Annotated in this window: 19 protein-coding genes; 10 read left to right on the top strand and 9 right to left on the bottom strand. The window is 73.5% G+C overall.

Annotation, left to right across the window (positions count from 1 at the left end):
- The first annotated feature begins 14 nt into the window (after nt 1-14).
- The 3 genes from ABD343_RS34605 to ABD343_RS34615 are packed head-to-tail and all read left to right on the top strand — an operon-like array spanning nt 15 to nt 3,055.
- Nucleotides 15-1,190 (top strand): CaiB/BaiF CoA transferase family protein, encoded by a 1,176-nt coding sequence (locus ABD343_RS34605; protein WP_344534103.1) that lies wholly within the window; start codon nt 15-17, stop codon nt 1,188-1,190.
- On the top strand, nt 1,187-2,029 hold the full coding sequence (locus ABD343_RS34610; RefSeq protein ID WP_344534104.1) for an HpcH/HpaI aldolase/citrate lyase family protein: 843 nt from the start codon (nt 1,187-1,189) through the stop codon (nt 2,027-2,029). The genes ABD343_RS34605 and ABD343_RS34610 overlap by 4 nt, the downstream gene beginning before the upstream one ends.
- A 27-nt stretch (nt 2,030-2,056) precedes the next feature.
- On the top strand, nt 2,057-3,055 hold the full coding sequence (locus ABD343_RS34615; protein WP_344534105.1) for a LysR substrate-binding domain-containing protein: 999 nt from the start codon (nt 2,057-2,059) through the stop codon (nt 3,053-3,055).
- On the opposite strand, the gene ABD343_RS34620 is transcribed toward ABD343_RS34615, so the two are convergent.
- Nucleotides 3,041-5,278: an MMPL family transporter gene (locus tag ABD343_RS34620; protein WP_344534106.1), complete on the bottom strand. Its 2,238-nt coding sequence runs from the start codon at nt 5,276-5,278 to the stop codon at nt 3,041-3,043. The two genes, ABD343_RS34615 and ABD343_RS34620, sit on opposite strands and share 15 nt — an antisense overlap.
- 85 nt (nt 5,279-5,363) lie before the next feature.
- Nucleotides 5,364-6,428 (bottom strand): alpha/beta fold hydrolase, encoded by a 1,065-nt coding sequence (locus ABD343_RS34625; RefSeq protein ID WP_344534107.1) that lies wholly within the window; start codon nt 6,426-6,428, stop codon nt 5,364-5,366.
- An 84-nt stretch (nt 6,429-6,512) separates the two neighbouring features.
- On the opposite strand from ABD343_RS34625, the gene ABD343_RS34630 reads away from it, so the two are divergent.
- Complete coding sequence (locus tag ABD343_RS34630; RefSeq protein WP_344534108.1) at nt 6,513-7,094, top strand: helix-turn-helix domain-containing protein; 582 nt, start codon at nt 6,513-6,515, stop codon at nt 7,092-7,094.
- Nucleotides 7,095-7,124: 30 nt separating this feature from the next.
- Here ABD343_RS34630 and ABD343_RS34635 read toward each other — a convergent pair whose 3' ends face one another.
- Nucleotides 7,125-7,562: a DUF7144 family membrane protein gene (locus ABD343_RS34635; RefSeq protein ID WP_344534109.1), complete on the bottom strand. Its 438-nt coding sequence runs from the start codon at nt 7,560-7,562 to the stop codon at nt 7,125-7,127.
- 119 nt (nt 7,563-7,681) lie between these two features.
- On the bottom strand, nt 7,682-8,671 hold the full coding sequence (locus ABD343_RS34640) for an aldo/keto reductase (RefSeq protein ID WP_344534110.1): 990 nt from the start codon (nt 8,669-8,671) through the stop codon (nt 7,682-7,684).
- A gap of 92 nt (nt 8,672-8,763) precedes the next feature.
- Between ABD343_RS34640 and ABD343_RS34645 the strand changes: the two genes are divergently transcribed.
- On the top strand, nt 8,764-9,261 hold the full coding sequence (locus ABD343_RS34645) for an Lrp/AsnC family transcriptional regulator (RefSeq protein WP_344534111.1): 498 nt from the start codon (nt 8,764-8,766) through the stop codon (nt 9,259-9,261).
- 35 nt (nt 9,262-9,296) lie between these two features.
- On the opposite strand, the gene ABD343_RS34650 is transcribed toward ABD343_RS34645, so the two are convergent.
- Nucleotides 9,297-9,872, bottom strand: a complete 576-nt coding sequence (locus ABD343_RS34650; RefSeq protein ID WP_344534112.1) for a CGNR zinc finger domain-containing protein — start codon at nt 9,870-9,872, stop codon at nt 9,297-9,299.
- A gap of 82 nt (nt 9,873-9,954) precedes the next feature.
- Here ABD343_RS34650 and ABD343_RS34655 point away from each other — a divergent pair, with 82 nt between their 5' ends.
- Nucleotides 9,955-11,130 carry an epoxide hydrolase family protein gene (locus tag ABD343_RS34655; protein ID WP_344534113.1) on the top strand — a complete coding sequence of 392 codons (1,176 nt, stop codon included), beginning with the start codon at nt 9,955-9,957 and terminating at the stop codon, nt 11,128-11,130.
- A 73-nt stretch (nt 11,131-11,203) separates the two neighbouring features.
- On the opposite strand, the gene ABD343_RS34660 is transcribed toward ABD343_RS34655, so the two are convergent.
- Nucleotides 11,204-12,400, bottom strand: coding sequence for an aminotransferase class V-fold PLP-dependent enzyme (locus ABD343_RS34660; protein ID WP_344534114.1), 1,197 nt, complete (start codon nt 12,398-12,400; stop codon nt 11,204-11,206).
- Nucleotides 12,401-12,489: 89 nt separating this feature from the next.
- On the opposite strand from ABD343_RS34660, the gene ABD343_RS34665 reads away from it, so the two are divergent.
- Nucleotides 12,490-13,386 (top strand): LysR family transcriptional regulator, encoded by an 897-nt coding sequence (locus ABD343_RS34665; protein WP_425578350.1) that lies wholly within the window; start codon nt 12,490-12,492, stop codon nt 13,384-13,386.
- A gap of 171 nt (nt 13,387-13,557) precedes the next feature.
- On the top strand, nt 13,558-15,456 hold the full coding sequence (locus ABD343_RS34670; protein ID WP_344534116.1) for a DUF7507 domain-containing protein: 1,899 nt from the start codon (nt 13,558-13,560) through the stop codon (nt 15,454-15,456).
- A gap of 14 nt (nt 15,457-15,470) precedes the next feature.
- Here ABD343_RS34670 and ABD343_RS34675 read toward each other — a convergent pair whose 3' ends face one another.
- Both ABD343_RS34675 and ABD343_RS34680 read right to left on the bottom strand, forming a co-directional pair.
- Nucleotides 15,471-15,713, bottom strand: a complete 243-nt coding sequence (locus ABD343_RS34675) for a holin (protein ID WP_344534117.1) — start codon at nt 15,711-15,713, stop codon at nt 15,471-15,473.
- A 349-nt stretch (nt 15,714-16,062) separates the two neighbouring features.
- A complete protein-coding gene (locus tag ABD343_RS34680) occupies nt 16,063-17,172 on the bottom strand; it encodes an ABC transporter substrate-binding protein (protein WP_344534118.1) in 1,110 nt (369 codons plus the stop codon).
- A gap of 147 nt (nt 17,173-17,319) precedes the next feature.
- Here ABD343_RS34680 and ABD343_RS34685 point away from each other — a divergent pair, with 147 nt between their 5' ends.
- Nucleotides 17,320-18,237: a class I SAM-dependent methyltransferase gene (locus tag ABD343_RS34685; RefSeq protein ID WP_344534119.1), complete on the top strand. Its 918-nt coding sequence runs from the start codon at nt 17,320-17,322 to the stop codon at nt 18,235-18,237.
- Between the two features lie 41 nt (nt 18,238-18,278).
- Nucleotides 18,279-18,833 (top strand): GNAT family N-acetyltransferase, encoded by a 555-nt coding sequence (locus tag ABD343_RS34690; protein WP_344534120.1) that lies wholly within the window; start codon nt 18,279-18,281, stop codon nt 18,831-18,833.
- Between the two features lie 3 nt (nt 18,834-18,836).
- Here the strand turns inward: ABD343_RS34690 and ABD343_RS34695 are convergent, their stop codons facing one another.
- Nucleotides 18,837-19,400, bottom strand: coding sequence for a TetR/AcrR family transcriptional regulator (locus tag ABD343_RS34695; RefSeq protein WP_344534121.1), 564 nt, complete (start codon nt 19,398-19,400; stop codon nt 18,837-18,839).
- Between the last annotated feature and the right edge of the window lie 46 nt (nt 19,401-19,446).

The following is a 19,446-nucleotide window of genomic DNA, read 5'->3' on the forward strand; positions in this document are numbered from 1 at the left end:
AAGGAATGAAGGACATGCGACCCCTCAGCGGCCTCACCGTCGTCTCTCTCGAACAGGCCATCGCCGCGCCCTACGCCACCCGGCAGCTCGCCGACCTCGGCGCCCGCGTCATCAAGGTCGAGCGGCCCGGCACCGGCGACTTCGCCCGCTCCTACGACACCCGCGTGAAGGGCCTCAGCTCCCACTTCGTCTGGGTCAACCGCAACAAGGAGTCCCTCACGCTCGACATCAAGGACCCGCGCGGCATGGCCGCGCTGCGCGGACTCCTCTCCGGCGCCGACGTCTTCGTGCAGAACCTGGCCCCCGGATCGGCCGCCCGCGCCGGACTCGGCTTCGCGTCGCTCCGCGAGGAGCACCCGGGCCTGATCGTCTGCGACATTTCCGGCTACGGCGCCGACGGCCCGTACGCCGCCAAGAAGGCCTACGACCTCATGGTCCAGAGCGAGTCCGGCCTGCTGTCGGTCACCGGCACGGCGGAGGAGATGGCGAAGGTGGGCATCTCCGTCTCCGACATCGCCGCGGGCGTCCACGCCTACAGCGGGATCCTCGCCGCGCTCCTCGAACGCGGCAGGACGGGCAAGGGCAGCCATGTCGATGTGTCGATGCTGGAGTCCACCGTCGAGTGGATGGGCTTCCCCCTCTACTACGCCATCGACGGCGCCGAGCCCCCGCCCCGCGCCGGTGCCGCGCACGCGACGATCTACCCGTACGGCCCGTTCGTCGCCGGGGACGGCAAGGTCGTCATGATGAGCATCCAGAACGAGCGCGAGTGGGCGGCGTTCTGCGAGCGCTTCCTCGGCCGGCCCGAACTGGCCGCCCACCCGGACTACGCGGACAACGCGGCCCGCAACGCCCACCGCGGGCCCCTCGGCGAGCTCGTCTCCGCCCGCTTCGCCGAGCTGACCAGCGCCGAGGCCATCGAGCTGCTCGCCGCCGTGCCCGTCGCCAACGCCCGGGTCAACACGCTCGACGAGGTCTGGCACCACCCCCAGCTCGCCGCGCGCGGCCGCTGGCACGAGGTCGGCACCCCGGCGGGCCCCGTACCGTCGCCGGCCCCGCCGGGCATGGTCGCCGACGCGCCCCGGATGGACCCCGTACCGGCGCTCGGCGAGCACACCCGGGCGATCCTCGGCGAACTGGGCCTCGCGGACGGCGAGATCGACACCCTGGTGGCGGAGGGCGTGGCGTGAGCGCGTTGCGTACGGCCGTGAGCTGGCTCTTCGTCCCGGCCTCGCGGCCCGAGCGGTTCGCGAAGGCCGTCGGCAGCGGCGCACAGGCCGTCGTCATCGACCTGGAGGACGCCGTGAGCCCGGACGGCGACGGCAAGGCGCGGGCCAGGGCCGCCCTGCGGGACGCCTGGCCCGGCGCCGCCGGGGTGCCCGTGGTGGTGCGCGTCAACGGCGCGCGGACCCCGGAGCACACCGCCGACCTCGCCGCGTGCCGGGCGCTCGCCCCGGCCGCCGTGGTGCTGCCCAAGGCCGAGTCCGCGGAGCAGGTGCGCGCGGCGGCCGAGGCGTCCGGCGTGCCCGTACTGCCCCTGATCGAGTCGGCCCGGGGCCTGGTGCGCCTCGCGGAGATCACCGCCGGGCCCTCGTGCGTACGTCTGCTCTTCGGCGGCGTCGATCTCGCGCTCGACCTGGGCGTGAGCGACGACGCGGCCCTCGACGCCTCCCGCGCCGACCTGGTGCGCTGGTCGGCGGCGGCCGGGCTCCCGGCGCCGGTCGACGGCGTCAGCACGGCGCTGCGCGACACGGCGGCCGTCACCCGCGAGGCGGCACGCGCGAAGGGCTGGGGGTTCGGTGGCAAGCTGTGCGTCCACCCCGCCCAGATCCCGCCCGTCCACGCGGCGTTCGCGCCCGGCGAGGACGAGGTCCGCTGGGCCCGGCGCGTCCTGGCCGTCGGCCAGGATGGCGCGGCCGTCGCGGACGGTGAGATGATCGACCGCCCGGTCGTGGAACGCGCCCGGCGCATCGTCCGGGAGGCCGAGCGGGTCGGGCAGACCGAGCGGGCCGCGCGGGCCGGGCGGTGACGGGAACAGCACTTCAGAGGCACCATCGTGGACATCGCCCACCTGCGCGAATTCATCGCCGTCGTCGACTCCGGCAGCCTGTCGCGGGCCGCCCTGGCGCTGCACGTCTCCCAGCCCGCGGTCAGCCACCGCATGGCCCAGCTTGAGACCGCGCTCGGTGTCCAGCTCCTGGAACGCGGCCCCCGGGGCGTACGGCCGACGGCCCCGGGCCAGGCCCTCTACCGGGACGCCCAGCAGCTTGTCCGCCAGTTCGACCGGCTCGCGCGGGACGTCACCGACGGGCGCGACCACGTCCACGGCCCGGTCGCGGTCGGCCTGCCGACCACGGTCGCCGCCCGCCTCGCGCCCGCGCTGTTCTCGTGGACGACGGCGACGTACCCCGGCATCCACCTCCAGCTCTTCGAGTCGATGAGCGGCTACATCCACGAACTGCTGCTCGCCGGGCGCCTCGACGTGGCCGCCGTCCACCGCGAGGACGACGCCCCGCGCCCGGCGGAGGTCCCGCTCTACTCCGAGGAGCTGTACCTCATCGGGCAGCCCCGCCCGGCACCGCGCGCCGACGACGAGGTCTCCCTCGCCGAGCTGCGGAAGGTGCCGCTGGTGACCCCCGGCGAGCGCAGCAACCTCCGTACCCTCGTGGACCGCGCGTTCGCGGCCCAGGGCCTGAACCCGACCATCGTCGGCGACGTCGAGTCCCTCGGCACGCTCCTGCGCATCGCCGAACGCGGCGAGGCCTGCACGATCCTCCCGCCCTCGGCCGTCACCGGGCACCCGGACCCCCGCGCCCTGGGCGTCCGCAGGATCGTGGACCCCGCGCTCCAGCGCCACATCGCCGTCCGCACCGGCACCGACCGCTACGAACCCCGCGCCGCCGTCGCCGCCGTCCGCCAGGGCATCGTCGAGGTCACCCGGCGGCTGGCCGCCGAGGGCAACTGGCAGGGCATCCGTCTCAGTGCACGCGCCGCGGCGCCCCACCCGGAGGGGCGGGGCGCCGCGGCGGGGGAGCGGGGCTCAGACGCCCGCTGAGTCCTTCTCGTGCGGGGCGTCCCGTACGGACTCGGGCGCGGGGGCCGGGGCCGGTGCCGATTCGCTGAGGCCGAAGCGGTTGTGGAAGGCGCGCAGCGGACCCGGCGCGTACCAGGCGCTGCGGCCCAGGAGGCGCATCGCGGCCGGGACGAGGACACCGCGCACCGCCAGGGCGTCGATGAGGATGGCCAGTCCGCTGCCGAGGCCGAAGAGCTTCATGAAGCTGATCTCGGCGACGCCGAAGGCGAAGAAGCTCACCGCGAGCAGGACCGCCGCCGCGCTGACGATGCGGCCGGTGTGCCCGAGGCCGTCGGCGACGGCGGATTCGTTGTCCGCGCCCAGCTCGTGCAGCTCCTTGATGCGGCTGGTGACGAAGACCTCGTAGTCCATGGACAGTCCGAAGGCGACGCAGAACATCAGCACCGTCATCGACGTCTCCATCGGCTGCGCGGTGAAGCCGAGCAGGCCGGAGAGGTTGCCGTCCTGGAAGATCCAGGTCATGACGCCGATGGTCGCGCCCAGGCTGATGATGTTGAGGACCAGCGCGCGCAGCGGCTGCACGACGCTGCCGGTGAAGAGGAAGAGCAGGACGAAGGTCGTGACGATGATCAGGCCCGCCGCGAGGGGGAGCTGGGCGCCGATGGAGCTGTTGGAGTCGACCAGTTCCGCGTCGGCCCCGCCGACCAGCGGGTCGGTCCCGGAGGGCGGTGTCGCCTCCCTGACGTCGTCGACGAGGGCCTTGGCCTCGTCCGACTTCGGCGTCAGCGCGCTGACCACGTTGAGCTGCTGCGCGCCGGGGCGCCCGAGCGCCGGGTTGCCGGGGCCGGTCGCCCGGGGCTTCCCGTCGGCGTGGACCCCGGCGCTGGACTCGACGCGGGCGACGCCGTCGAGGGAGGACAGCCGCGTCGCGTACGCCGTCAACTGCTCCTTGTCCACGGCCTTGTCGATGACGACGTGGAGGGCGGCGGCGTCGTTGCCGTTGAAGTTCTCCCGCAGCGAGGTGGCGACCTGACGGCTCTCGGCGCTCTCGGACAGCACCCGTTCGTCCGCCGTGCCGAAGGTGATGCCCAGCAGCGGGCTCGCCGCCGCCACGAGCACCGCGAGCACCGGCAGCGCGGTGAGCGCGGGCCGCCGCATGACCGTACGGGCCAGGCGTCCCCACCCGGACGAGCCGGACCCGGAGCGCTCCGGCTTCGCCCACGGCATCCGCCCCTTGTTGACCCGGTGCCCCAGGACGTTCAGCAGCGCGGGCATCACGAAGAGGGTCGCGAGGGCCGCGATGACGACGACGCCGACGCCGGAGTAGCCGAACGAGCGGAGGAAGTACTGCGGGAACACCATGAGCGCCGCGAGCGCCGCCGCCACCGTCGCGGCCGAGAACGCGACCGTACGGCCCGCCGTGCTCATCGTCCTGCGCACGGCGTCCTCGACGGTCGCGCCCGCCGCGAGCTGCTCCCGGAACCGGCTGATCATCAACAGCGCGTAGTCGACGCCGAGTCCGAGTCCGAGGGCCGTGGTCAGATTGATGGCGAAGATGGAGACGTCGGTGACGCTGCCGATGAGGGAGAGCTGCGCGAACACCCCCACGATGGCGACCAGCGCGATGACCAGCGGCAGCAGCGCGGAGACGACCGTGCCGAAGACGACCAGGAGCAGCAGGAGGACCAGGGGCACGGCGATGCTCTCGGCCAGGACGAGGTCCTCGCCGGTCTGCGGCCCCATCTCGTAGCTCACGCCCGCGCTGCCCCCGGCCTTGACGGTGAGCGCGCCCTTGTACGAGCCCTTGTAGTCGTCGATGACGCCCTTGGCGTTCTCCTGCTGCTCCGCGTCGTGCCCCTTCACGCGGGCGAGCACCATGGCCTCGCGGCCGTCCTTGGAGCGCAGATCGGGGCTGCCGGTGTCCCAGAAGGAGACCACGTTGTCGAGGTCGCTCTCCTTCTTGAGGTCGGACACCAGGGCCCTGCCCGTGCGTTCGGCGTCCGGCGCGTCGACGCGGCCGTCGGAGGAACGGACGAGGAGCACGAGGTTCGTCTCCCCGCCGAACTTCTCGTCGACGAGGTCCCTGGCCCGGGAGGACTCCGAGGACGGATCGTCGAACCCGCCCGCCTGCAGCTTCGCGAACGCGCCGGCGCCGAGCACGCCCATGAGGGCCACGGCCACGACGGTGACGATCAGTACCAGCCGTGACCGGCGGATCGCCAGCTCGGCTATACGTTCGAACACGCGCTTTCTCCTTTGGTATGCGCCCCGAGAAGGACGCCACTGAAGTTAGCGGTGTGCGGAAGGATTTAGCAGTGTCAGATTTATGTCACTCGGTGCGGTGCTTCCCGGCGGTGAACGCGAGGATCTCGCGCACCACCGCCCCCGGGTTCTCCTCGGCCAGCCAGTGCCCCGACTTGGGGATCTCGGCCGCGCGCACGAGCCCGCGCAGCAGCGGCGTCACGGTCGGCCGGGTGGAGGCGAGGGAGCCGGTCGCGGTGAGCAGCAGCGACGGGGTGTCCACCCGGGCGGCGGCGCGGTTGTCGCGCTCGTCCTCGTCCAGGTTCCGGTACAGCTCGAACCCCGCGTGCAGGACCTCGGGCCGGCTGTACGTCCGCACGTACTCGTCGATCTCCTCGCGGGAGAACGGGGGCCGCGTGCGCGTGCCGCCGAACGCCGCCCCGCCGTACGCCACCTGCGTCGCGAACTCCGTGAGATACGCCCGCACTTCGCCGGGCTCGTCGATGAGCTTCTCGGGGAGCCCTTTCTGGCTGTTGAAGGCCATGTGCCAGGAGAACGTCCGGTACTGCGCCGCGGGCAGCGCGGGGCCGGGCAGCGGATAGTCCATGTGTACGTACGACTTGACGCGCTCCGGGAACCGCGACACGTACTGGAACCCGACCCCCGCGCCGAGGTCGTGGGCGACCAGGTCGAAGCGGCCGAGCCCGAGCCGCTCGTCCAGCAGGCCGTGGACGTACCGCGCCAGCGTCTTCTTGTCGAAGCTCGCCGGGCTTCCCTCGCTGTCGCCGAGGCCCGGGAGGTCGAGGGCGTGGACGGTGTGGTGGCGGGCGAGCCGCGGCATGATCTTGCGCCACTCGTACCAGGTCTGCGGCCAGCCGTGCAGCAGCACCAGCGCCGGGCCCCTGCCGCCGGTGACGTAGTGCATCCGTACGCCGCGCACGTCGGCGAACTCGTGGCGGAACCCGGCGGGCGCGGCGGGCATGGCGGGCGTGGCGGACGCGTCGGACGAGTCGGGCTTCGAGGTGCCGCCCGGCACGGCGGTCGCGGCGGCGGCGCCCGCGGTGAGGGAGAGGGCCACGGCGCCGCCCCCGAGGAGGACGCGGCGGCGGGAGACGGGGGAGGGGGCGGGGTTCTGGTGGCGAGTCGCTGTCATGCGGCCATCGTCGGGCGCGGGGTTGCGGAACCGTACGAATATTTGCAGGATTGCAAATCACTGGCCCGAGGAAGGAGCCGCTCGGTGGCGGACGTGACGGACGACGAGGCGGTCCTGCAGAACGTCGGCCCGAGGCTGCGGGGATTCCGCAAGGCCCTCGGCGTGACCCTCGCCGACCTGGCGGAACGTACGGGGCTCACGCCGAGCACCCTCTCCCGGCTCGAACGCGGCCACATCCGGCCCACCCTGGAGCAGCTCCTCCCGCTCGCCCGGGCCTACGCGGTGCCGCTCGACGAACTGGTCGCGGCCCCGACCACCGGCGACCCCCGCGTCCACCTGCGCCCCTTCCGCAAGCACGGCCTGACCTTCGTGCCGCTGGGCATGAAGACGGGCGGCCTCCAGGCGTACAAGGTCGTCTATCCCCCGGCCTCCCAGCTCCCGCCCCCGAAGTTCCACATGCACCCGGGGAGGGAGTGGTTCTACGTGCTCCAGGGCACGGTCCAGCTCGTCCTCAGCGGCACGGGCACGGAGCTGAAGGCGGGCGAGGCCGCGGAGTTCGACACCAACACCCCCCACTGGATCGGCAACGCCCACGACGACCGCCCCGCGGAAACCCTCGCCATCTACGGCCTCCAGGGCGAACGCGTCCACATCACGGACGTCTGACCGTACGGGCGTCTGACCGTACGGGCGGGCTCAGGCGCCCGTCGCGCCTCGGGGCGGGGAGACCAGGGCGTAGATCACCAGGACGCAGAGGCCGATGACCAGCAGTGACCACAGGGGGAAGGCCGCCAGGAAGGCGAGTTGGCAGACGGCGACGACGACGGCGAGGGCGGTGCCCGTCATCCGGGCCCACTCGCTGCCGCGTACGGCGCCCACGCCGACCGCGGCCTGGACGACGCCCAGGGCCAGCCAGATCCAGCCCCAGGCCGTGAAGTCGAAGACCAGCAGGCGGCCTTCGGAGACCGTGTAGTAGTCGTCCTTGAACAGGGCGGCCAGACCGCTGATCACGTTCGAGCAGCCGATCATGAGGATGATGATCCCGGCGAACGTGAGCCAGCCGGAGGAGGGCGCCCGCCGGGCGGCCTCGGGGGCCGCCTGCGCGCCCGCGTGGGTACCTGAAGACGCGTTCATGCTCCGCTCCTCGTCCTCGCGCCGCCGCGTCGGCGGACGATGCCCCCGATGGGACCTCCGGGACGGGCACGCCGCGCGCCGGAGGGGGCCGAACGGGTGACCCCGGCGGGACCCGCCCCTCAGGAGTGGCCGAGTACCGGGTGGGGGCGGTACGGGGCCTCCAGGTGTGCGATCTCCTCCTCGGTCAGGGACACGTCGACCGCCGCGAGGGCGTCGTCCAGGTGGGCCAGCTTGGTCGCGCCGACGATCGGCGCGCTGACCACCGGCTTGCCGAGCAGCCAGGCCAGGGCGATACGCGCGGGCGGCAGCCCCCGCTCGGCGGCGACCTCGCGCACCGCGTCGACGACGTCGAAGTCGGCCTCCCCGTAGAGCTGTCCGGCCAGCTCGTCGCTCTCCGCGCGCACCGTGCGGCCTTCGGCGCGTCCCGCGCCGCGTTCGCGGGTGCCCGTGAGCAGGCCGCGCGCGAGCGGGCTCCAGGGGACGCAGCCCACGCCCTGGTCGAGGCAGAGCGGGATCATCTCGCGCTCCTCCTCGCGATAGGCCAGGTTGTAGTGGTTCTGCATCGACACGAACCGCGTCCAGCCGTGCTTCTCCGCGACGTGCTGGGCCTTGGCGAACTGCCAGGCGTACATGCTGGACGCGCCGATGTAGCGCGCCTTCCCCGCGCGCACCACGTCGTGCAGGGCCTCCATCGTCTCCTCGACCGGCGTCGCGGGGTCCCAGCGGTGGATCTGGTAGAGGTCCACGTGGTCGACGCCGAGGCGCCGCAGCGAGGCGTCGATGCCGGAGAGGATGTGCTTGCGCGACAGACCGCCGTCGTTGGGCCCGGGGCCCATCGGGAAGAAGACCTTCGTGGCGAGCACGTAGTCGTCGCGGCGCGGGAAGACCTCGCGGAGCAGCCGCCCGGTGACCTCCTCGCTCACGCCCAGCGAGTACATGTCGGCGGTGTCGAAGAACGTCACCCCGGCCTCCGCCGCCCGCCGTACGAAGGGCTCGGCGGCCTTCTCGTCCAGGATCCACGCCCACCGCGCCGGATCCCCGTAACTCATCATGCCGAGGCAGATCCGCGAGACCTTCAGCCCTGTCGTCCCGAGCCTGGTGTATTCCATTCCGCTCCCCTCCCGGACGGTCGTCCTTTTCGGGGTATCTTGCAGGCCGCAGCAGCCGAATTGAATGTCTGTCCGAAGCTCAGAGGTGCCGGATGCCTGGAGAATCACGGCCGAACGGCCGGAAGACCTACAGCGAGCGAACCAGGCTCCTCGACGCGGTCAATGTGCGCCTCCTCGCCGAACTCCACGGCGATCCGCGCCTGTCGATGTCGGAGCTGGCCCGCCGCGTCGGGATGTCGGCGCCCGCCGTCACCGAACGCGTCCAGCGCCTGGAGCGGCTCGGCGTCATCACCGGCTACCGCATGGACGTGGACCCCGCCGCGCTCGGCATGCCGGTGACCGCGCTCGTCCGGGTCGCCCCGGGCCCGGGCCAGTTGCCGAACGTCGCGCGGGCGGCGGCCGATACCCCGCAGGTCGTCGAGTGCCACCGGATCACGGGCGAGGACTGCTTCCACCTCAAGCTCCACGCGCCGTCGATCGAGGACATGGAGGAGATCCTCGACAGGTTCCAGCTCTTCGGCCGGACGACGACCTCGCTCGTGGTCTCCACCCCGGTCCCGCTCCGTCCGCTCCCCCTGCCGACTGCCTGAGACGTCAGGGACGACGGGACCCGAACGGCGCCCTCTCACTCCGCTGTTCCGGCGCTTCTGCGCTGGTTGGCGTGGAAGCGCGCCTTCTTCTGGCGGTTCCCGCACGTGTTCATGTCGCACCACTTGCGGGTGCGGCTCTGACTGGTGTCGAAGAAGGCGGCCCGGCAGGTCGGTGAGGCGCACAGGGCCAGCCTTCCGTCCCGTTCGCCCGCGAGGATGCTGATCGCGTCGGCGGCGATCACGCCGAGGGCGTCCTCCAGCGCGGAGTCCGGGCCGAGCCGCCATCGCCGCTCGCCCCCGGGCGTCAGGACGGCGGCGGCCCGGCCCCGCGCGCTGTGGTCGTTGATGACGTCCACCGCGGACGCGGGCAGCGCGTCTCCGAGCGCGGCCGCCGTCGCGGCGGCGTGGATCGCCTCCCTCAGTTCCCGGGCGCGGTCGAGCTGGGCGACGGTGCAGGAGTCCACGGCCAGCCCGCTCACCGCCAGCCAGTCGACGAGACGGTGCGGGACGGGAACGCGCTCCACGGCGTCGCCGTGCCGCTCCGACAGGGTCCCGGTGAAGCTGGTCGCCAGCACATTGCCGAGGCGGAAGTCAGGGAACTCAGCAGGCATGGAACCACCTTAGCCGGTTGCGGCGCGGTGCGGGGAGCTGCTAGAACCGTCTTAGCCGGTTCCAATCGAGCCAGGAGGTCTCGTGTCCCTTCCCACCAGTGACGTGCACGCGTTCGAAGCCCACGCGGCGGAAGCCGACCTCGACGAGCTGCGCGCGCGGCTGGCCGCGGCACGGCTCCCGGAGCCCGAGACGGTCCACGGCTCCGCGCCAGGCCCCCGCCGCTGGAGCCAGGGCGTCCCGCTGGCCGATCTCGTCGACGTCGTGGAGTACTGGCGCACCGGGTACGACTGGCGGGCGTTCGAGGACCGCCTCAACGGGATCGGCCAGTTCCGTACGACCATCGACGGCCTGGGAATCCACTTCCTGCACCGCCGCTCCGCGCGCGCGGACGCCACCCCGCTACTCATGACGCACGGCTGGCCGGACAGCGTCGCCCGGTTCGCCGACATCGTGGACGCGCTGGCGGACCCGGAGGACGCGGACGCGCCCGCGTTCCACGTCGTGGCCCCGTCGCTCCCGGGGTTCGGCTACAGCGACAGGCCGGCCGCCACCGGGTGGGGGACCGAGAAGACCGCGGCCGCGTGGGTGGAGCTGATGGGACGGCTCGGTTACGAGAAGTTCGTGGCCCACGGCGGCGACTGGGGAGGGAACATCACCACGGTCCTCGGCGGCAGGTTCCCGGCCCACGTCCTCGGCATCCACACGACGTTCGCGGAGGGCCCGCCCGGGATGACGACGGACGGGCTGACGGCGGTCGAGCGCGCATGGGCCGAGGAGACCCGCGACTTCTGGCAGTACCGCGCGGCGTACGCGAAGCAGCAGGCGACTCGGCCGCAGACCATCGGCTACTCGCTCGTCGACTCACCCGTCGGGCTTCTCGCCTGGATCCTCGACAAGTTCGCCGAGTGGTCGGACACCGAGGACAGCCCGTTCGAGACGATCTCCAGGGACCGCGTCCTCGACAACGTCACCCTGTACTGGCTGACGCGGACCGGCGCGTCGGCGGCCCGCATCTACTACGAGAGCCACAACTCGCTGGACCCCGGCCTCCGGGTCGACGTCCCCTCGGCGCTCACGATGTACCCCCGCGACGTCGAGAAGTGCCCGCGCCCCTGGGCGAAGGAGCGGTACCGGCGCATCGTCCGCTGGAGCCTGCCCGAAAGCGGAGGCCACTTCCCCGCGCTGGAGGTCCCGGAGTTCTTCGTCGCGGACCTGCGGGAAGGCCTCGCGGCCGTACTGGCCGAAGCCTCGCGCTGACGGCGCTGCCGGCGCTGGCGGTGGTGACGGCGCTGACGGCGGTGACCACGTGCGCCCCGGCCCGCGCCCCTCGTCACGGCCGTCCGGCGGCCCGGGCGGCGGCGGCCAGTTCGGCGAGGGCCTCGACGGCGCTGTCGATCTCGTCCTCGGTGTTGTAGTAGTGCGGCGAGAGCCGTACGAGCGGGTGGACGCCCCGGTCCTCGGTGTCGAACTGGGTCTGCGCGGGGTCGGTGACCGTGACGTTGATGCCGCGCGCGGCGAGCGCCGCCGCGGTCTCGGCGGCGGCCGTGCCCTCGACCGCGCAGGTGACGATCGCGCACCGGTCCGGCCCGAGGTCGTGGGTGGTGAGGCCGGGCACCGCGTCGAGCCCGTCGCGCAGCCGGGCGCCGAGGGCGCGGGCGCGGTCGCCGATCGCATCCATGCCCAGTTCCAGGGCCTGCTCGGCGGCGGCGCCGAGCCCGAGGACGTTCGCGTAGGAGACCTCCCATGTCTCGAAGCGCCGGGCGCCCTCGTGCCAGGTGAAGCCGCGCTGGCCGTCCCAGGTGGCGGCCGCGACGTCGGTCACGTGCGGCTCCAGCGCGGCGAGGGCCTCGGGGCGCACCCACAGGAAGCCCGTGCCGCGCGGGCCGCGCAGGAACTTGCGGCCCGTGGCCGTGAGCATGTCGCAGCCCAGCTCGGCGACGTCCACGGGGAACTGGCCCACGGACTGGGTCGCGTCGAGGAGGAAGGGGACACCGGCGGCGCGCGTGACACGTCCGATCTCCGCGGCCGGGTTGACCAGGCCGCCGCTGGTGGGGACGTGGGTGACGCCCACCAGCCTGGTGCGCTCGTCGATCAGCTCGGCCAGCGCGGCGGTGTCGAGCCGCCCGGACGCGTCGTTGGGCACGACGACGACCTCGGCCCCGGTGCGCCGCGCCGTCTGCAGATAGGCGAGGACGTTGCTCCCGTACTCGGCGCGGCCGGTGAGGATGCGGTCGCCGGGGCGGAACGGCAGCGCGTAGAACGCGGCGTTCCAGGCGCGGGTGGAGTTGTCGAACAGCGCGATCTCGTTCGCCCGGCCTCCCACCAGCCGGGCCAGGTGCCCGTACGTGGCGTCGATACGGTCCCGCTCCCGGTCCGCGGCCTCGTAGCCGCCGATCGTGGCCTCCAGCTCCAGGTGGGAGGTCATGGCCCGCAGGGTCCGCTGCGAGAGGAGGCCCGCGCCCGCGTTGTTGAGGTGGTTCCGGTGTGCGGTGCCCGGGGTGTCCCGCCGGAGTGCTTCGATGTCCATGCCCTCACCGTTCCAAAGCCCGCTCCTTCAGTAAAGTGAATGTTTCTGGGGGAGACCGGCCAAGAAAACTGATGAATGAGGTGAGGGGCGTGTACAACCTGCGCCGTCTGGAGGTGCTGCGGGAGCTGAAGCACCGCGGCACGCTGGCCGCCGTCGCGTCGGCCCTGTCCTACAGCCCCTCGGCCGTCTCCCAGCAGCTCACGCTGCTGGAGTCCGAGGTCGGCGCGCCGCTGCTGGAGCGCGAGGGGCGCGGGGTGCGGCTGACCCCGCAGGCGGAGATCCTCGTGGCCCGCACGGAGAACGCCCTGCGGGAACTGGAGCGCGCCGAGGCGGAGATCGGGGCCTCGCTGCGCGAGGTGACGGGGACGATCCGGGTGGCGGCCTTCCAGACCGCCATGCTCGCCCTGCTGCCCGCCGCGCTGACCTGGCTGCGGGAGCACCACCCCGGGGTGCGCGCCGAGGCCACGCAGGCCGAGCCCGACACCTCGCTGCCCGGCCTGCTCGCCCGGGACTTCGACCTCGTGCTCGACGAGACGTTCCCCGGCCACGCGCGCCCGGCCCGCGCCTCCGGGTTCGAGCAGCACCTGCTGGGCGAGGACCCCATGCGGCTGGCGACGCGCGAGCCCGTGGCCTCTCTCGTCGAACTGGCCGACCGGCCCTGGGTGATGGAGCCCCCGGGCACTCCGGCCCGTGCCTGGGCCACGGGCGTCTGCCATGCCGCCGGGTTCGCGCCGGACGTCGCGTACGTCTCCGCGGACATGCTCGTCCACGCGCGCCTGGCCGAGCGGGGCCACGCGGCGGCGTTCCTCCCCGACATGCTGTGGTGCGACCGCGCCCCCGCCCTCGTCCTCGACGGCTCCGCGGGGCACACCCGTACGGTGCTCGCGACCGTACGGGCCGGAGCCGGGGAGCACCCGCTCGTGCGGACGTTCCTCGCGGCGGTCCGGCACGCGCTGGACGGGCTGCCCGCCGCCCGGGGCGCGTGACGGAGTCGGACATTGGTCCGATTGCTCCCCGGCCGCCGGGCGCGGCAGCCCTATCGGGTGATCGGTGTGTGTGGCGATACGACCGGACCCGGCGCCCGTCCGACGATACGGGCGTACGAGGACCTCCCCCGGCGCCGAACGCCGCGCCCACGCCTCGAAGGAGCGCGCACCATGCCCGCCCGAGCCGCCCTCCCCGCCCCTCCGCCGCCCTCGTCGTCCGGGGGAGGGGCCCGCCGCCGGCGCCCCGCCCGCAACGGCTCCGGGCTGCACCGCCTCGGGCCGCACCGCCTCGGGCCGCACCGCCTCGGGCTCCTGGGAGGGCTCGCGCTGCTGCCCGCGCTCCTCGCCCCGCTCTCCGCCCCGGCGGCCGCCGCCGGTTCCGCCGCCCAGCCCTCGCCCTCGATCTACGTCGAGGAGGACTTCACGCGGGCCACCGCGCCGGACTTCCTCGGCTACGGCTCCGCGTGCCTGACCGGCGCACCGGCCGCCGCGAGCCCTCCGGCGAACGGAACGCACACCCTGGGCGGCTGCCCGCCGCCCTCGGAGCCCGGCGGTCCCGTGCCGCCGCCCGGCGCGGACGGGCACGGCTATCTCCAGCTCACCGACGCCAGGACCGACCAGAGCGGCGCCGCCCTCTACAACCATCCCATCCCCGCCGAGGACGGACTGGTCGTCAGCTTCGAGCAGTGGCAGTACGGGCCCACGGCCGTCTTCAACGGGGAGAAGCGGGCCGCCGACGGGATCTCGTTCTTCCTCGTCGACGGCGACGCCACGCTCGACACCCCCGGCGCGTTCGGCGGCAGCCTCGGCTACGCCCAGAAGAACGACCCCGTAGAGGGCACCGTGCCCGGCGTCGAGCAGGGCTACCTCGGGGTCGGACTCGACGTGCTCGGCAACTACTTCAACGACGGGGAGGGGCGCGGCAGCGGCTGCCCGGCGGACCAGCGTTCCCCGGCGGGCACCGTGTTCCCCTCGATCTCCAGCACGGGCCCCAACATGGTGACCGTGCGCGGGCCCGGCGACGGGCTCGACGGCTACTGCTTCCTCGACGCCACCTACACCGGGAACCACTCCGCCGACGCGGGCTGGGAGTCCAGCCTCCCCGGCGAGCTCCACGGGCCGACCACCGAGGTCTCCGACGACCCCGTCCAGGCCGAGCGGGACCTGGAGCCGTCCAAGCGGACGGTGACGGTCGAGATCTCGCCCGCGCCCGACCCGGTGATGACCGTCTGGATCGACTTCCACGACGGCAACGGCCCGCAGGCCGTCCTCAGCAGGCCCGCGCCGGGGCCCGTGCCGAGCACCTACAAGTTCGGCTTCGCCGGGTCCACGGGCGTCTGGTCGAACGTCCACCTCATCCGCAACGTCGTCATCGGCAAGCCCGCCCCCGCGCTCAGCATCGCCAAGTCCGTGCCCGACGACCTCCCCGTCCCGCTGAGCGAGGGCGACTCCGTCCCGTACAGCTACACGGTGACCAACACCGGCAACACGGAGCTGGACGACGTGACCGTCGTCGACGACCGGCTCGGCCCGATCTCCTGCCCGCAGACCACGCTGGCCCCCGGGGCCCACATGACCTGTACGGGAACGGGGACCGTCACCGCGGCGGACGCCGAGCGGGGCCATGTGACCAACACCGCCACGGCCACCGCCACACACGACGGCAAGGAGGTCGGCCCGGAGAAGGACGACCTGACCCTGCCCGTACGGGGCGACGGCGGGGCCGTCACGGTGCGCAAGGTGGACGCCCACAACGGCGAGCCGCTGACCGGCGCGGTCTTCCAGCTCTGGCGCGAGAGCAACGGCGTCCCGGGGCTCCAGACCGGCGGCAGCGACCCCGACACCAGGACGGGCAGCGGCTGCGCCACCGACACCAAGGGCCTCTGCGTCTTCTCCGGGCTCTCCCGCGGCACGTACTACCTGTTGGAGACCGCCGTCCCCGACGGGTACCGCTTGCCGGAGAACCCCGTCACCGGCCCCTTCACGGTGGCTGAGGACGAGCACCTGAGCAAGAAGATCGCCAACCCCCGCGACACCTGCGGCAAGGGGAAGGGCAAGGGCTGCAAGTGACCCCGCCCCGGACGCTATCGGGCCGCGTCGGCGTCGGCGCGCGGGGTGTGCCTGGCCATCCATCCGCTGACGAAGGTGACGGCCGTCGGCACGAGCGCGAGGACGACGGGCTCGACGGCGTCGGGCAGGCCGCCGACCAGGCCGTTGTTCTCCTGGACGGCGGTGAGGACGGCGAGGAGTCCGGCGCTGGCGACGAACGCGGCGACGGAGGAGGCGGTGACCTTCCTCTCCACGGGTGCTGAGCCGGTGATGCCCATGTCGGGTCCTCCTGCCTGGACTTGAGGCCACGCCGCGCCGACGGGCCCGTTGCCCCCTGGCGTACTCCCGTCGGCGGGGCGTGTCGAGGCGAGGCGTCCTGGGCCGTTCGGTCCAGGAACATCCCGTCTGTACCTCCTGCATCAACTTGCACTGCGCGATCCTGAACCGTCCGCACCGCCGATATCGCGCCCGACGGCACGGCATCGGCCCTACGTTGGGCATACCCCCTGTATGGAGGGGCCGCGGCGCCTTCTGCCCCCTGTGCGCCGCGGCCCTTCGCAGGGCACCGCGTACGGCCCGGCGGCCCGACGGGGCCCGGGCTTACGGGAGTTCTCAGCGGGAGGGTTCTCAGCCGGAGCGGAGGACCCGGAAGCTTCCGGGGTCCGCCGGATCGCGGTCGACGATCTGGACCGGGGCGGCGTCCCACTGCCAGAGGTTGGTGCCCGGCGTACGGGAGAACCGGACCGGGCCGCGCGTGCCCTCGGTTTCGACGCGTGGCCAGCCCTCGGCGATCCGCGCCCTGTCCTCCGTGCCCCGGGCACGCAGCACCTCGGCGAGGACGGTGGCCGTGTCGTACCCCTCGAAGGCGACGAACGAGGGCGCGGCGGACAGCCGTTCGCGCAGTGCCTTCGCCACGCGTTCGCCGAGCGAAGTGAGGCGCTCGGGCAGATAGCGCAGGAACGGCACCCCGGCGCCGTCCCCGCCCAGCAGCGCCGCCCACTCGCCGAACTCCGGCTGCCCGGCCGGAGCCCCCACCAGCACCCCGGACAGCCGCCGGTCGCGGCGTACGGCCTGGACGAGGGGGACCGCCGGGTCCGGGTGGCCGACGAGGAGGAGCAGCGCGGTCGCGCCCCGCTCGGCGAGCGCGTCGCACACCTGGCCGGGGGTGAGCGCCCGCGTGTCGAGATCGAGGACGGTGCCGCCGCGGGGCGCGAGGTGCTCGCGCAGGACGCGGGTCCCGGACTCCCAGTAGACGCTGGGCTGGGTCGCCACGGCGATCCGGCGGTGCCCCGCGTCGAGGAGGTGGTCCGCGTAGAGCCGCCAGCCCCGGGACTGCGGCGGCGCGAGGCGCGCGACGTGGTCCGACGGCCGGTCGGTGAGCGTGTCGAGCACCGCCGACGAGCAGAGGAACGGCACGCCGAGCGCGTCGGCCCTGGTCGCGGCGGCGCGCGCGACGACGCTGTGGTACTCGCCCGCCACGGCGGCCACGCCCAGCCGGTCCAGCTCCTCCACGGCGGCCTCGGCGCGCCGTGGATCGGCCGCGGTGTCGCGGACGGCCAGTTCGAGCGGCGTACCGCCGATCCCGCCGCTGCCGTTGATCTCGCCGACGCCGAGTTCGAGCCCGGCGAGCAGATGCCGCCCCGCCTCGGCCCAGCCGGGCCGGGAGAGCGGAACGAGCGCGCCGATACGGACAGTCGGGACGTGGACGGGCACTGATGGTGGCGGCGGTGCGTTCATGGGCGGGCGCTCTCCCGAGGAGTGGGCCGGCCCGGTCGTCGGGCCGGGAGTCGGGCCGGTCGTGGCGCCGAGAGTAGCGGGGGCGTCGTACGGCCGGACGTACGGGCCGGATGTACGGGTCGGACGTACGGCCGACGGGCCGGACGTATGCCGACGGGCCGACAGGTCGACCGGGCGGACGTGCGGCTGTGCCTACGCCGGAGGCGGCCCCTCGTCCGGGCGGGCCGCGATCAGGGGACCCAGCAGGCGCGTGCCGGGGCCCACCTCGCCGCCGGGGCCGGGCAGTTGAGTCGTACCGTCCACCGCGAGCGGCTCCCCGCAGCCGTCGCAGGCCACGACCGGTCCGTACGGCTGGAGTATCTGCGGCAGGTGCTCGGGGAGCCGGGCCGGGGGCCCGTGGCGGGCGGCGGCGGCCGGGCGCTCGTCGTCGGCAGTGGGCGGGGCCTGCTCGCGCGCGGCGTGGCCCGGCTCGGCTTCGACGTCGTGGCCGCCGACCCCTCGCCCGCCGCGACGGGCCTCGCGCGGGACGCGGACGACGGGCGGGGCATCGTCCACGTGACGGCGCGCGCGGAGGAACTCGGCCTGCCGGACGGTGCGTTCGACCTCGTGTACTGCGCCGACACCCTGGAGATCACCGAACGGCCGGACGCCGTCCTCGCGGAGGCCGCGCGCGTGCTCCGCCCGGGCGGGACGTTCGTCTACGACACGGTGAACCGCACGTCTGTGTCCCGCCTCCTCTACCTCGGCGCGTTCCAGGCGTTCCCCGGCACCCGGATCATGTCCCGGGGACGTTATGCCGCGCACCGGCTGCGCCGCCCGGCGGAGCTGGCCGAGGCCCTCGGACGGGCGGGGCTCGCGCCGGGAGGCGTCACCGCGTTCAAGCCGCGCGACGTACGGAGCCTGGCGCGCGCCACCCGCGGGCGCAGGCGCGGCACGGTGACCGACGGGCAACTGCCGGGCCTGGTCGGCATGGTGCTCGTGCCGGAGGGCAGGCCGCTGGTGACGTATCTGGGCCACGCGGTGCGCGCCGACGCCGCCGGGGCCGGGGCCGGGGCCGCGCCATAATCCGATTGCCGCAGGTCGGCGCGGTCGGGTAGGAAGCTCGCATGCTACGAGGCAGCAAGGTCGCGCTCAGGGCTCAGCACGAGGACGACGTCCCGGTCCTCCAGGCCGAGTTGTACGACGACGTGGTCTACCACTCGCGCGCCGAGATCGGGCCGTGGCGCCCGATCACGCCCGGCTCGAAGGAGTCGCTGGTCGTCGTGGACGACGAGGACGAGCGGACCGCCGCGTTCTCCGTGGTGGACGTGGCGGGCGACACGCTGCTCGGCATCGCCGAACTCTGGCGCATCGACAGCCACAACCGCTCCGCGCACCTCGGCCTGGGCCTCCGCCCCTCCGCCCGCGGCAAGGGGTACGGCACCGACGCGGTCGCGGTCCTGTGCCACTACGGCTTCGTCGTACGCGGCCTGCGGCGTCTCCAGGTCGAGACGCTGGCCGACAACGCCGCGATGCTCCGCTCCGCCGAGCGCAACGGCTTCGTCCGCGAGGGCGTGCTGCGCTCCTCGGCCTGGGTGCTGGGCGAATTCCAGGACGAGGTCCTGCTGGGCCTCCTCGCCCACGACTGGAAGGGCGACGGCGCCGCACCCCTGTCGAGCTGAGGGCTACGAGGGGCGCGGGCCCCCGCCCCGGATCCCGTCCAGGACGTACGTGGTGCGGCGGTCGTAGTCGTCCCGGGGAGGGCGCTCGCCGTGCTTGAGGGCGAGGGCGTTGTCGAGGACGAGGGCGTGGAGGTCGTCCGCCGTGAACTCCGGCCGCAGGGCGCCGGAGGCCCGCGCCGCTGAGACGAACTCCTCGTTCGCCGCGCTTCCGGCCCGGCAGATCTCCATGAGCTGCTCGGAGTGCGGATAGGTCTGCAACAGGACGTCGTTGAAGGCGGGCTGGCGGTACTGGAGGTCGCGGATCGCGGTGAGGTAGTACGCGATCCGCCCGTCGTCGTCGAGGGTCCGCGTGCGGTCGATGAGGGCGAACAGCTCGCTCGCCACGACCTCTTCGATGACGGCCTCGATGAGGCCGACCCGCCCGCCGAACCGGTTGAAGATCGTGGCCTTGCTCACCCCCGCCGCCTCGGCGACCTTCTCCAGCGGCACCGTCAGGCCCTGCCCCTGGAAGGCGCCGATCGCGGCGGAGCGGATCTGCTCGGAATTGCGCCGGGCATCGGCGCGCATGGTCCTCACCGTCTCTTCCCTAATTTGACTCCTCGGGTCAGCTTAC

Origin of the sequence: Streptomyces albiaxialis, assembly GCF_039530985.1 — a bacterium.
GTDB classification, from domain to species: domain Bacteria; phylum Actinomycetota; class Actinomycetes; order Streptomycetales; family Streptomycetaceae; genus Streptomyces; species Streptomyces albiaxialis.